General features: G+C 63.5%; 10 protein-coding genes. 3 read left to right on the forward strand and 7 right to left on the reverse strand.

The features are described 5' to 3' along the window. Nucleotides 1–68 precede the first annotated feature (68 nt). From ACQ651_RS19010 to ACQ651_RS19030, 5 genes are all read right to left on the reverse strand, one after another. Entirely contained in the window at nucleotides 69–1850 is a 1782-nt protein-coding gene (locus ACQ651_RS19010) for a sodium:solute symporter family protein (protein ID WP_375550788.1), read from the reverse strand. 15 nt (nucleotides 1851–1865) lie between these two features. Then, nucleotides 1866–2126 carry a DUF4212 domain-containing protein gene (locus ACQ651_RS19015; RefSeq protein ID WP_227287359.1) on the reverse strand — a complete coding sequence of 87 codons (261 nt, stop codon included), beginning with the start codon at nucleotides 2124–2126 and terminating at the stop codon, nucleotides 1866–1868. Nucleotides 2127–2228: 102 nt separating this feature from the next. Continuing rightward, nucleotides 2229–2918 carry an adenylate kinase gene (locus tag ACQ651_RS19020; protein ID WP_227287358.1) on the reverse strand — a complete coding sequence of 230 codons (690 nt, stop codon included), beginning with the start codon at nucleotides 2916–2918 and terminating at the stop codon, nucleotides 2229–2231. Nucleotides 2919–2928: 10 nt separating this feature from the next. Beyond that, on the reverse strand, nucleotides 2929–4863 hold the full coding sequence (acs, locus tag ACQ651_RS19025) for an acetate--CoA ligase (protein WP_227287357.1): 1935 nt from the start codon (nucleotides 4861–4863) through the stop codon (nucleotides 2929–2931). A gap of 583 nt (nucleotides 4864–5446) precedes the next feature. Next, nucleotides 5447–6451 (reverse strand): ester cyclase, encoded by a 1005-nt coding sequence (locus ACQ651_RS19030; RefSeq protein ID WP_430450156.1) that lies wholly within the window; start codon nucleotides 6449–6451, stop codon nucleotides 5447–5449. 189 nt (nucleotides 6452–6640) lie between these two features. Between ACQ651_RS19030 and ACQ651_RS19035 the strand changes: the two genes are divergently transcribed. The 3 genes from ACQ651_RS19035 to ACQ651_RS19045 all read left to right on the forward strand — a co-directional run bounded on the left by ACQ651_RS19035 (nucleotide 6641) and on the right by ACQ651_RS19045 (nucleotide 10121). Next, nucleotides 6641–7861, forward strand: a complete 1221-nt coding sequence (locus ACQ651_RS19035) for an ABC transporter substrate-binding protein (RefSeq protein ID WP_430450157.1) — start codon at nucleotides 6641–6643, stop codon at nucleotides 7859–7861. 74 nt (nucleotides 7862–7935) lie between these two features. Further along, on the forward strand, nucleotides 7936–8961 hold the full coding sequence (locus tag ACQ651_RS19040) for a carbohydrate ABC transporter permease (RefSeq protein WP_430450158.1): 1026 nt from the start codon (nucleotides 7936–7938) through the stop codon (nucleotides 8959–8961). Then, complete coding sequence (locus ACQ651_RS19045) at nucleotides 8961–10121, forward strand: carbohydrate ABC transporter permease (protein WP_430450159.1); 1161 nt, start codon at nucleotides 8961–8963, stop codon at nucleotides 10119–10121. The genes ACQ651_RS19040 and ACQ651_RS19045 overlap by 1 nt, the downstream gene beginning before the upstream one ends. A gap of 86 nt (nucleotides 10122–10207) precedes the next feature. On the opposite strand, the gene ACQ651_RS19050 is transcribed toward ACQ651_RS19045, so the two are convergent. Both ACQ651_RS19050 and ACQ651_RS19055 read right to left on the reverse strand, forming a co-directional pair. Then, on the reverse strand, nucleotides 10208–11173 hold the full coding sequence (locus ACQ651_RS19050) for a LysR family transcriptional regulator (protein WP_430450160.1): 966 nt from the start codon (nucleotides 11171–11173) through the stop codon (nucleotides 10208–10210). Nucleotides 11174–11189: 16 nt separating this feature from the next. Then, the gene (locus ACQ651_RS19055; RefSeq protein ID WP_430450161.1) at nucleotides 11190–12188 is read right to left on the reverse strand and encodes an Ldh family oxidoreductase; all 999 of its coding nucleotides are present in this window, start codon (nucleotides 12186–12188) and stop codon (nucleotides 11190–11192) included. Nucleotides 12189–12204: the final 16 nt, after the last annotated feature.

Below are 12204 nucleotides of genomic sequence, written 5' to 3' on the forward strand. Positions count from 1 at the left end.
ATCAGGCGGGATGCGCCCATGATGTAGCAGGGCCCACGGTGACGCAGGCCCTGGAAAGGCGCAATCCCCTAGTGGTCTGTCGCCGCACCCGCCCCGCGGGGGATACGGACAGATTCCACCAGTTCCTGGATGTGCTGCGGCGGTTCTGCCGTGACACGGCTCACCAGATAGGCAACCAGGAAGTTCGCCACTGCACCGATCGGCCCGAAATGGGTCGGCGGGATGCCGAACAGGTAGTTCGATGCGGTGTTTTCCAGCATGTTCGTACCGGGGATGAAGAACCAGCCCAGATAGGTGAACAGATACAGGCAGGTCAGGATCAGACCGGCCAGCATCCCTGCTGTCGCCCCGGCGGAGTTCATCCGCTTGGAGAAAATCCCCATCATCAGCGTCGGGAAGAGCGATGCCGCCGCCAGACCGAAGGCCAGAGCCACGGTCTGCGCCGCGAAGCCCGGTGGATTGAGCCCGAGCCATGTCGCCAGTACGATCGCACCGGCCATCGAGATTCGGGCGGCCACAAGTTCGCCTTTCTCAGAGATACCCGGGTTGATCACCGACTTGATGAGGTCGTGGCTGATGGCCGAGGAGATGGCCAGTAGCAGACCCGCCGCTGTCGAGAGGGCCGCCGCGATGCCGCCGGCGGCGATCAGCGCGATAACCCAGCCCGGAAGCTGCGCGATCTCCGGGTTGGCGAGCACGAGGATGTCACGGTTGAAGGTGACGAGCTCGTTGCCTTCCCAGCCACGTTCAGCCGCCAGTGCCTGCATCTCTTCGGAACTGTCGTTGTAGTACTGGATGCGGCCGTCACCGTTCTTGTCCTCGACGCCGAGCAGGCCGGTGACCTGCCACGTTTCGAACCAGTTCGGCAGGTCCTCGACCGCCACGGCTTCGCCTTGCACACCTTCTGGCCACATGGTGGTCGTGATGTTCAGACGTGCCATTGCGCCCACGGCCGGAGCCGTCAGGTACAGCAGCGCGATGAACACCAGCGCCCAGCCGGCGGACCAGCGTGCGTCGGCCACCTTCGGCACCGTGAAGAAGCGGATGATCACATGCGGCAGACCCGCGGTACCGATCATCAGCGACAGGGTGAAGAGGGCCATCAGCCAGGGCGAGGAGCCCGTGGTGTAGGCGCTGAAGCCGAGGTCGGTCAGAAGGCCGTCCAGCGTGACCAGAAGCGGCGTGCCCTGGCCCGTATTGCCGGCGGACATATCCGAGAACAGGCCGAGGCCCGGGATCGGATTACCCGTCAGCTGCAGCGAGATGAAGATCGCCGGGATCGTATAGGCGATGATCAGAACGCAATACTGCGCCACCTGGGTGTAGGTGATGCCCTTCATCCCGCCGAGAACGGCGTAGACGAAGACGACGGCCGAAGCGATCAGCAGACCGTTGGTCGAGCTGACTTCAAGGAAGCGCGAGAAGGCCACGCCCGCGCCGGTCATCTGCCCGATCACGTAGGTCACCGAGATGATGATCAACGCGACAACGGCCACGACGCGCGCCGTGTTCGAGTAGTAGCGGTCGCCGATGAACTCCGGGACGGTGAACTTGCCGAACTTGCGGAGGTAGGGTGCAAGGAGCATCGCCATCAGCACGTAGCCGCCGGTCCAGCCCATCAGGAAGGTGGAGTTCTGGTAGCCGACAAAGGCGATGAGGCCCGCCATAGAGATGAAGGAAGCCGCCGACATCCAGTCGGCCGCGGTGGCCATGCCGTTGACGACCGGGTTCACACCCCGTCCGGCGGCATAGAATTCCGACGTGGAGCCCGCTCGGGCCCAGATCGCGATCCCGAAGTAGAGCGCGAACGACAGCCCCACAACGATGATATTGAGTGTTGTCTGATCCATGGTCTGGTCCGTCCCTTACTCTTCGTCCACGCCATGTTCCTTGTCGATCTTGTTCATGCGCCATGCATAGAAGAAGATCAGGACGAGGAAGACGAGGATGGATCCCTGCTGGGCAAACCAGAAGCCCAGGTCCGTGCCGCCCACCGCGATGCCGGAAAGCATCGGGCGAAGCAGAATCGCGAATCCGTAGGACGCAATTGCCCAGATCACCAAGCAGATGGTGACCAGACGGATATTCGCGGCCCAGTACGCGTTGTTATTTGGCTGTTCTGCCATTGCTTACTCCCTTCGAGTGATCGCCTGCCGGACCCTCCTTGATCCGACGGGCATTGTACTCGCCGCCACCCGATGTTGGGTCCGGGCCTCGGCGAATTCCGGTTAAGACACCTGCGTCAGCTTGCCGACGATGGCATCAAGATCAGCGGCAATGACGGTGATGTCGCCCATGGCGGACACCTCCGTCAGCGTGCCGCGTGCGTTGTAGTAGTCGATCAGCGGTGCGGTCTGTGCGTGATAGGCCTGCAGCCGGGTGCGGACCGTTTCGGCATTGTCATCGGCACGGCGTTTCATCTCCGTGCCGCCGCATTTGTCGCACATGCCCTCTGCCCGGGGCTGTTTGAAATCGTCGTGATACCCTTCGCCGCAGGCGGCGCAGGTATAGCGGCCCGCAACACGCGCGATCATCGCTTCGTCCTCGACCTTCAGGCTGATCGCCGCGTCGATCTTCTGCCCTTTCGCAGCAAGAAGCGTATCGAGGGCCCGGGCCTGTGCCTCGGTCCGGGGAAAGCCGTCCAGTATGGTTCCCCTGGCCAGATCGGGGCCGTCAAGCCGCTCTTTCAGCACCGCCAGAACGATCTCGTCGGAGACAAGCTCGCCCGCATCCATCACGGTTTTCGCGGCAAGCCCGGCGGGTGTGCCGGACGCCACGGCCCCGCGCAGCAGATCGCCGGTGGACAGTTGCACCAACCCGAATGCTTCCTCCAGCATTCGGGCCTGCGTGCCCTTGCCGGCACCCGGGGGGCCCAGCAAAATCAGGTTTACCGGGCGGGTTGTGGTCTCTGCCATCATTTCCACCCCCTCAGCTCTTCTCACGGTTTTCGATCAGCTCGTCGACCACGGACGGGTCGGCCAGCGTCGATGTATCGCCAAGGCTGTCGAAATCGTTCTCCGCAATCTTGCGCAGGATGCGGCGCATGATCTTGCCCGAGCGGGTCTTGGGCAGCCCCGGCGCCCATTGAATGACATCCGGTTTCGCAATCGGGCCGATCTCGCGGCGCACCCAGTCCGACAGCGTTTTCTTCAACTCGTCCGACGGCGTTTCGTCATTCATCAGGGTCACGTAGCAATAGATGCCCTGTCCCTTCACCGGATGCGGATAGCCGACGACGGCGGCCTCCGAAACGGTCTCATGGGCGACCAGCGCGCTTTCGACCTCGGCGGTGCCCATACGGTGGCCGGACACGTTGATCACGTCGTCGACACGGCCCGTGATCCAGTAATCGCCATCGGCATCCCGGCGACAGCCATCGCCCGAGAAGTAGTAGCCCTTGTAATCGCTGAAATAGGTCTGCACGAAACGATCGTGGTCGCCATAGACCGTGCGCATCTGGCCCGGCCAGCTATCGGCGATCACCAGAACGCCTTCGACCCCGTTTCCTTCGACGACCTCGCCCGAGGTCGGGTCCAGCACAAGGGGCTGCACCCCGAAAAACGGCTTCTGCGCGGCCCCCGGTTTCAAGGTATGGGCGCCGGGCAGGGGGGTCATCATGTGGCCGCCCGTTTCGGTCTGCCACCAGGTGTCGACGATGGGGCAGGTGCCCTTGCCGACATTCTCGTTGTACCAGTTCCAGGCCTCGGGGTTGATCGGCTCGCCCACGGTGCCAAGCAGTTTCAGGCTGCTCAGGTCGTACTTCTCGACAAAGCCGGTGCCCTTGCCCATCAATGCGCGGATCGCGGTGGGGGCGGTGTAGAACTGGTTGACCTTGTGCTTTTCGCACACCTGCCAGAAACGGCCCGCATCGGGGTAGGTCGGCACACCCTCGAACATCAGGGTCGTGGCGCCATTGGCCAGCGGGCCGTAGACGATATAGCTGTGCCCGGTCACCCAGCCCACATCGGCCGTGCACCAGAAGACATCGCCGTCCTTGTAGTCGAACGTGTATTCGTGGGTCATGGAGGCATAGACGAGGTAGCCGCCGGTGGTGTGCACCACACCCTTCGGCTGTCCGGTGGAGCCTGAGGTGTAGAGGATGAAAAGCGGATCCTCGGCGTTCATCTCTTCGGGCGGGCAGTCGCTGCTGACCCGCTCGGCAAGATCGTCATACCAGATGTCGCGCCCGCCGACCCAGGCAACCTGATCGCCGGTGCGTTTGACCACGAGACATCTTGTGCCCAGCACATTGTGCAACAGCGCCTTGTTGACGTTGTCCTTGAGCTCGGTCACGCGCCCGCCGCGCGGCGCGCCGTCCGCGGTGATCACCAGCTTGGCGCCGGACCCGTTGACCCGGGCGGCAAGCGCATCCGGCGAGAACCCCGCGAACACGATGGAATGGATCGCCCCGATCCGGGCGCAGGCCAGCATCGCATAGGCCGCCTCGGGGATCATCGGCAGATAGAGCACCACGCGGTCGCCCTTCCGCACGCCGCATTCCTTCAGCACATTGGCGAATGTGCCGACCTCCCTGGCGAGCTGTTTGTAGGTGATGTGTCTGGCTTCGTCATTCGGATCGTCGGGCTCGAAGATGATCGCGGTCTTGTCGCCCCTGCTGTCCAGATGCCGGTCGATGCAGTTGGCCGACACGTTCAGCGTGCCATCCTCGAACCATTTCACATGCACGTCGTCATGGGCGAAGGAGGTATCCTTGACCTTGGTATAGGGCTTGATCCAGTCGATCCGCTTGCCATGCTCGCCCCAGAACCCTTCGGGGTCGTTGACGGAGGCGGCGTACATCTCCTCATAGCGGGCCGCATCGATATGGGCGTCGGGCAGCAAATCGGGCGTATCTTTGGGCAAGGTCTCTCTCCCTTAACGAGTCTCGGCTCGGTTCCCATCGGCACAACGCGCTGAGCCTTCGGGGTCCGGGCGGGCCCCACGCGTGGCGCAATCCCGGCCGGATCAGCGCAGCGAGGCGCCCCCCTTGGCCGGAGCCCGGGCATGCCGGGCCGAATGAAATGGTTAGCCTCCCCAACCGTATCACGGAATCCGTTCTGGCGATGTTTTCGGGGCTGTTCGTCCCCGCCCCACTCATCTCAGATCGGGTATTTCCGCCCGGCTCCGAACCACCTAAGGACTTGATCATTACGCTGCGGAACCGGTGCTCGGACATTACAGGAATCCGGCAAATTCAGAACATGTTCCTGACGGGAAAAGATTTTTCTGTAACAGATTTTCATACTTCGGCCCAGGCATTGTAAATTACTTGACTAATGCCGAAATTGTGATGTTGGATCAAGGGCTTCCCCTTTCGGGGTTTTCGACAGCACTCAGCCTTCGGGGCGGCCACTTCGCAATGCGGACAGGCGGTGCGGCGAAGTGTCATGAGGCTTTGGCGGCCTCCGCGCGCTGCGGCACGAGCCCGATGGTCTCCGGGGCCGGCTCACTCGCCGGGAAGCCCGCCAAGTCTGTTTGAGTCCGAGATCGGATCGCGTCCCATCTGGTTGAGAAGGTCGATATAGTCCAGAAGGACCCAGTTTTCGGCGATCTTCCGGTCGGTGCAGCGATAGAAATCCATCACTCGCAGGGTCATTGCGCGCCCGGTCGGTGCCACGCCCAGATAGGGGCCCAGATGGGTCATCGTCATCGACGGCCAGCCCGAGACGGCTGCATAGCTCCCGTCCCCGATCCGGCAGTAGTGATTGCCGCCCTTCCGGTCGGGAAAAGCCCCCAGAAAAGACGCGCGGTGATGGTCCACGAAGCCGTCCCACCCGGTCGTGGAGCCGATGCCGCCCGGCCCGTACCACATCAGGTCATCATCCCATAACCCGTCGCTGCCGATCTGCGACTGCGACCCGAATGTGGTCGGGTCATAATCATGCAGGGCGCCGAGCATCGTCTCCACGATGGCCAGGCTGCGGGCGCCGGTCTCCCGGTCCGGCGGGATCACACCGTCGTGGGTCGCAGGGCCCGGAAACGTCATCTCCGTCCCGTAGGAAAACGGCAGCGGGAAGCGCCCGGTCTGTCGCATCAGGTCCAGCAGGTCGAGGATGATCCGCGCCTCGACGATCCGCCCTTCCTCGATCCGGTAAAACTCACCGGCGCGCAGGAATACCAACCGGTCGCCCGGCAGAATGCCGAAAAGCGGCGCGGAAAAACGGCCCACATAATGGGTCAGGCTGGCGATCCAGTCTCCCCCATTTGCGCGCGTGTTGCGCCCGCCGAAAAACAGCCCGTCCCGTCTGTTCAAATGGGTCAATGCCGCGCGCAAGGGACGGATGAAACCCGACAGAATGGCGCGACGGCCCTGCAACCGTTCGACCGGCGCACTTATGTGGAAAACCGCGTCCTCCGCCAGACGGGTGGCGGCGTAGCCTTCGAGATCCGGCTCGCGGCATCGCAACAGGCCGCCAAGAAAATCGTGGATCTCTGATCTGGGATCGGTCATTTTGGGCGCCTCCGGCAAATCCATGAGAAAACGCTTGCCAAATTGCCGCGGGGGAAACTAGCGTTTTCTTGCAAACCTATGCAAACGGAAAGACGCTGGCCTGCAAGTGCGAAACGCCGATGCCAAAGCAGATGGGAGGATATCTCTGCAAGGCGCGGGGACTTGAGAAAACCAACCGGGAGAGATCTGATGATGATCAGGAGACTTGCGCTGGCCGGGGCACTCAGCCTGATAGCTGGCACCGCAACGGCCGATTGCGCCTTTGAGAACGAAACCGAAGTGCGCATTCTCAGCGCCGCCTTCGAAGCCTGGAATGCGGTCACCGAAGCGATGGCGGAATGTGGCAATGTCAGCGCCGAGCTTGATCAGGAATTTCGAACCAAACAACCGTCCGCCTTTGCCGCGAACCCGTCGCTCTACCATGTCGGCGGTGTGTCGAACGGCACGATCACGCCCTTGATGAACGAAGGCACGATCCGACCGCTTGACGATCTGGTCGCGGAATACCGCCAGCATCTGAGCCCCAATCAGCTGATCCGCATAAACGGCGAAATCCTTGCCGTCGCGATGATGGTGAATACCCAGCATCTGATGTATCGCGCCGACATTCTCGAAGATCTCGGGATCCCCGTTCCCGCGACATGGGAGGAGGTTCTGGCCGCCGCCGAAGTGATCCGGGAGGCCGGCGTCGTCGACTATCCGCTTGGCGCGACGATGCGGGCCGGCTGGAACATCGCGCAGGATTTCAATAACATGTTCCTCGGGTTCGGAGGCACGTTCGTGAACGATGACAGCACCCCCAATGTCAACACCGAGGCCGGGGTGCGGGCGCTGGAGATGATGATGCGGATGACGGAATACATGGATCCGGAATACCTCGTCTCCGACAGCACCTATGTCCAGCAGCAGTTCCAGCAGGGCCGGATCGCCATGGCAAATCTCTGGGCCAGCCGTGCCGCCGCCATGAATATCGAAGAGGAAAGCCAGGTCGTCGGTCTGGTCGCCACCGCCGCCGCGCCAACGGCGATGCCCGGCGGCGCACCCGCCACCACATTGTGGTGGGACGGGATCGTGATCGCCGCCAATATCAGCGACGAAGAGGCCGAAAACGCCTTTCGCGTCGCGATGGAGGGGCTCGACGAGGAGATGGTGAGGGCCAATAACGACGACGCCATATGGCTGGTTCGGGGCTATCAGCCGACACCGCTTGCCGAGGGAGCGATTGCGACAGCCACGGCCGAACCTGCGCCGCTGTCCTATCCGTCGACCTCCCAGATGGGGCTGATGCATACGGCGCTTGGCAACGAACTGCCCGCCTATTTCACCGGCGACGTCACGGCCGAGGAAGCGCTCGCCGCGGCGGAGGCGGCCTATATCACCGCCGCTCAGGAAGCCGGGCTGCTGGACTAGCACATGCCGAAGGCGGGGGGCCGGCAATATAGCCCGGTGCCGCCGTCAATGTCTCTCAGAAGGGGGGCGGATCTTTGCGATTCAGGACATTTGCAGGCTTTGTCGGGCCGTCGGTCTTCCTGATGCTGCTGTTTATCGCCGCTCCGCTGGTCGGCGTGTTTCTGGGCAGCTTCCAGATCACGCAGCCCGTGGTGGAACAGGTGGAGGTTGAAACCTGCACCCCCGGCTTTCTGACGCAGACCTGCACGACCGAACTCGTGACCCGCCCGATCCTCGACGAAAACGGCAACATCACCACCACCACCGAATGGGTCGGTCTGACATCCTATATCCGTGTTCTGGAGCCCGGACGCGCCTGGGATGCGATCAGGGATCTTGACTACAACGCCCTGATGCAGATCGATTTCTGGGCGGCTTTGCGGTTCACGCTGATGTTCACGCTGGTCACGTTGCCGCTTGTCCTCGGCTTTGGCCTGGCCATCGCGCTTGCGGTGAACAACGCCGCCCGGTCGATCAGGGGGCCCGTTATCTTCATCTCGCTTCTGCCCTTCATCATCACGCCGGTGATCGGCGCGCTTTCGATCCGCTGGCTTTTCATAGGCGACGGTATCCTGACATCGGCGCTCGAGATGTGGCTGGACCGCGATCTCGCCCTGTTCGCCCAGGCCTGGACGATCGAGCTGATGATGCTCTTCTACCGGGTCTGGCACGTGGCGCCCTTCGCCTTCGTTATCTTCTATGCGGGCCTGCAGACGGTGAATCAGGACACGCTGGAAAGCGCTATCATCGACGGGGCCTCAAGATGGGATCGTCTGCGTTATGTGATCATCCCCCATCTCATGCCGCTGATCGTATTCGTCGCACTTATCCACCTGATGGACAGCTACCGCGTGTTCGAAGAGATCGTGGGCTTTTCCAGTCAGGCCCATGTGATCAGCCTGCAATGGCTGACCTATGATTTCCTGCAACCCGACGATGCGGGCAACCGGGCCTATAGCCGGGCCTCGGCATCGGCCATGTTGACGATGGTCGGGATCGTCATTCTGCTGATCCCGCTGCTGCGGCGCACATGGCGCGATCACAAGGGGGCGCCCCACTGATGCCCGACACGCCGCGCGCGATGCGCCAACCCGTTCCGCTCCGCCTGGGCTCGGCCGCCTTTCTTGCATTTTGGTGCCTGATCGCCTCTTTCCCGATCTTCTGGATCGCGGTGATGAGCTTCAAGGCGCCAGTCGATGCCTTCGCCGCCAACCCGCTTGACGTGATCCTTGGCCCGGCCACCCGGGCGGCGGGGCAGGGCCTCTCGATCCTCGATATCGCGGCCGGTCTGGCGGTGCTGTATCTGACGGTGCGGTTCGCCATGCGCTGGCTGCCCGATCGGGTCGCGGCGTGGTCACCGGGCGGTCAGGTCTGGGCCGGGTGGATCATCGGCGGGTTGGCCTATGGCCTGGCCTTCGTCGTGGTGTTCCTCGGGGTGCTGCCGGTGGTGCTGGGCGCGCTGAACCCGGTTCTCGGGCCGCTTGGCAACCCGGTTCTCGGCCTGACCACGGTCCATTATCACTCCGTCTGGGTCGAAAACGAGTTCTACCGGAATTTCCTGAATTCACTGCTGGTCACGACCGGGGTCGTCACCGTGTCGTTGACCGTGGGCACTCTTGCGGGCTACGGGCTCGCGCGGTCCGGCTCCAACCTTGCCTTCTGGCTTCTGATCGTCGCACTGGTGTTCCGCGCGCTGCCGCATTCGGTTCTGGTGGCCGGTTATCTGCCGGTGTTCATCAACTCCGCCGAATGGCTGCGCCCGATCCTGGGGGATAATGCGCCCACCCTCTACGGTCAGCCGCTGGCGGTCATCGCGGTTCTTGTGTCGATCAATCAGCCCTTCACCATCTGGATGCTGCGCAGCTTCTTCCAGAACATCCCCGCCGAACTGGACGAGGCGGCACGCGTCGACGGCTGCACCCATTTTCAGGCGTTCCGCTGGGTGATCATGCCGGTGATGTGGCCGGGTGTGATCACCACGGGCCTGTTCAGCTTCCTTCTGGCCTACAATGATTTTCTCGTCACGTCGCTGTTGCTCGATGCGACCAATCAGACGATGGTTCCCGCCATCGCGGGGTATTTCAACCGTGAAACGACCACCACCGATCAGGTAGAGGCCGTGGCCGCCGCCGTGTCGATCACCGCCCCGCTCTTTCTTCTGGTGATGATCTTTCAGCGTCAGATCGTATCGGGCCTGACGGCCGGCGCGGTCAAGGGATAGCGCGCGGCCATGCGGGCCGATGGTGGGCTCAAGCTATGGCTTGCCGGTATGCCGGGCCGTCCTCCGCAATGCCCGCCCGGCCGCGCTCAGTCCAGCAGCACGAATTCGCTTGCCAGCCAGGGCATCGCGTCCAGTCCGGGGGTGGTGAAATGGGTGGCAATCAGTTCCCGCGCGATGCTTGCGATCTGGGCGGGAATGTCGCCGCTCCAGTCGTCGCTTGCATAAAGCACGATCTGCCTTGCGATCCCGTCCTGCGGCAGGGGAAACGCGTCGATCCCGTCTGCGAACCGTCCCGCCCGCAGAAGGCTCAGCGGCGTCGTGATCGTCCACCCCTTGCCGCCGGCCACCAGTGCGCTGATCGATTGATTGCTGTCCATTTCGAAGCGCTGCGGAGGGGTCCAGCCATGGGTGGCCAGATACTCCTCGATCTGCTTGCCCATGATCTGGTTCATGTCGCGCCGCAGAAACGGGAGGTCCGACAAGGCTGTCAGCCCCCCGGAAACATCCATACCGCGAGGGGCCGCCAGAATGTAGGGATCTCTCAGCAGCGGATGGGTGACCGTGTTCGGCGGCACACTCGGCCCTGCGGCGCAGATCGCAATGTCCAGCTCCCGCGCGGTGATCAGCGCCTGCATCGCGTGGCTGGCCCCGGTTTGCAGCCGGAACGCGCAATTCTGCATCGTTTCCGCAAGATGCGACGCAAGGTTCGGTGTCACCTCATTCTCGAAATCCTCGATCACGCCCATCCTCAGCGAGGAGAGATCGGACAGATCCAGCGCCACCACGTCCCGCTGCCCCATGCGCAGGGCGGACAGGGCCGCCTCCGCCCGCCGGAGAAACAAGCGCCCCGCCGGGGTCAGCGTCATCGGCCGGCGGGAATGGTCGATCAGTTCCACGCCCAGAGCCGCATCGAGGTTCTTGAGTTGCTGCGATACCGCGGGCGCACTCATCGCCAGCCGTTCCGCGGCGCCCGCGACGGATCCGGTACGGGCCAGGGCTTCGAACACCTCAAGCCCGCGGATGGAGACACCTTTGAGGGCGCTGCCGGGCATCTCTAGAAAGCCCCGGTCATGAATTGATGATCCGTTCCAGCAGATCCTGCGGCACGGCCACCCCGTCGGCCTCGATCCGGGCTCGTGCGTCGGCGCGTCTGGCGCCGGGCAGGCGCGCACCCTCCTGCGCGGCAATCGCCTCGGCCAGATCGGTCAGGCGCGCGCCGAACTGCCCGCCGGACAGGGCATCGGTCTCAACGGCGATGAAGCACTGCCCGGTGCGGGGCGGTCCGCCGAGGGGGCCCGAGAACGGGGCGGCATCCTTGCCCAGGGTCGCACCCGCGAGACAGGCGGCGAAGATTTCCACCATCAGCCCTGCGCCGAAGCCCTTGTACCCTCCCGCGGGCGCCATCGATCCCTTCAGCGCGGCACCCGCATCGGTGGTGGGCGCGCCGGTTTCGTCGAAGGCCCATCCCGCGTCGATGCTGCGGCCTTCGCGGGCCCGCAGCATGATCTCGGATTTGGCAATTGCGCTGGCGGACTGGTCGATGACCATTTTCGCGCCGCCCGCGCCATCGGGAACGCCAAGCGCGAAAGGGTTGGTGCCAATCACCGGGGTCCTGCCGCCCCAGGGCGCGATGGAGGCGGGCGCATTCGTGAAACACAATCCCAGCAGGCCGGCCTCGGCGATCCGTTCCGCATGATGGCCGAGCACGCCGCAATTGTAGCTGTTGAAGATGGTCATCGCCGCGATGCCCTGACTGCGCGCCGCGCCGATCAGCCGGTCGAAACCTGCGTCTATCGCCGGGTGGGCAAATCCCGCGCCGGCATCCACGCGCACGGCCCCCGGCCTGGGCGCGGTGACCTGCGGGACCGCCTGCCCGTCCACCTTGCCGCAGCGCAAATGTTCGGCGTAGATCGGGATATACATCAGCCCGTGGCTGCGAATGCCGTCGCGCTCCGCCGCGCGGGTCGAGCGCGCCACGGATGCGGCGGCCATTTCGCTGGCACCGGCGCGCCTGAGCACATCGCGGGCCAGCGCCTCCAGATCGTCAAGGCCGAGGATTTCGTTCATGGGCCATTCTTTCATC

The sequence above is a fragment of the Rhodophyticola sp. genome, from assembly GCF_965284195.1.
In the GTDB taxonomy this organism is placed as follows: Bacteria; Pseudomonadota; Alphaproteobacteria; order Rhodobacterales; family Rhodobacteraceae; genus Rhodophyticola.

Bases quoted from the DNA above. Each gene is read 5' to 3' on its own strand.
- ACQ651_RS19050 (WP_430450160.1), bottom strand. From the start codon at position 11,173: ATGCCCGGCAGCGCCCTCAAAGGTGTCTCCATCCGCGGGCTTGAGGTG.
- ACQ651_RS19015 (WP_227287359.1), bottom strand. From the start codon at position 2,126: ATGGCAGAACAGCCAAATAACAACGCGTACTGGGCCGCGAATATCCGT.
- ACQ651_RS19035 (WP_430450157.1), top strand. From the start codon at position 6,641: ATGATGATCAGGAGACTTGCGCTGGCCGGGGCACTCAGCCTGATAGCT.
- ACQ651_RS19030 (WP_430450156.1), bottom strand. From the start codon at position 6,451: ATGACCGATCCCAGATCAGAGATCCACGATTTTCTTGGCGGCCTGTTG.
- ACQ651_RS19055 (WP_430450161.1), bottom strand. From the start codon at position 12,188: ATGAACGAAATCCTCGGCCTTGACGATCTGGAGGCGCTGGCCCGCGAT.
- ACQ651_RS19010 (WP_375550788.1), bottom strand. From the start codon at position 1,850: ATGGATCAGACAACACTCAATATCATCGTTGTGGGGCTGTCGTTCGCG.
- ACQ651_RS19045 (WP_430450159.1), top strand. From the start codon at position 8,961: ATGCCCGACACGCCGCGCGCGATGCGCCAACCCGTTCCGCTCCGCCTG.
- ACQ651_RS19020 (WP_227287358.1), bottom strand. From the start codon at position 2,918: ATGATGGCAGAGACCACAACCCGCCCGGTAAACCTGATTTTGCTGGGC.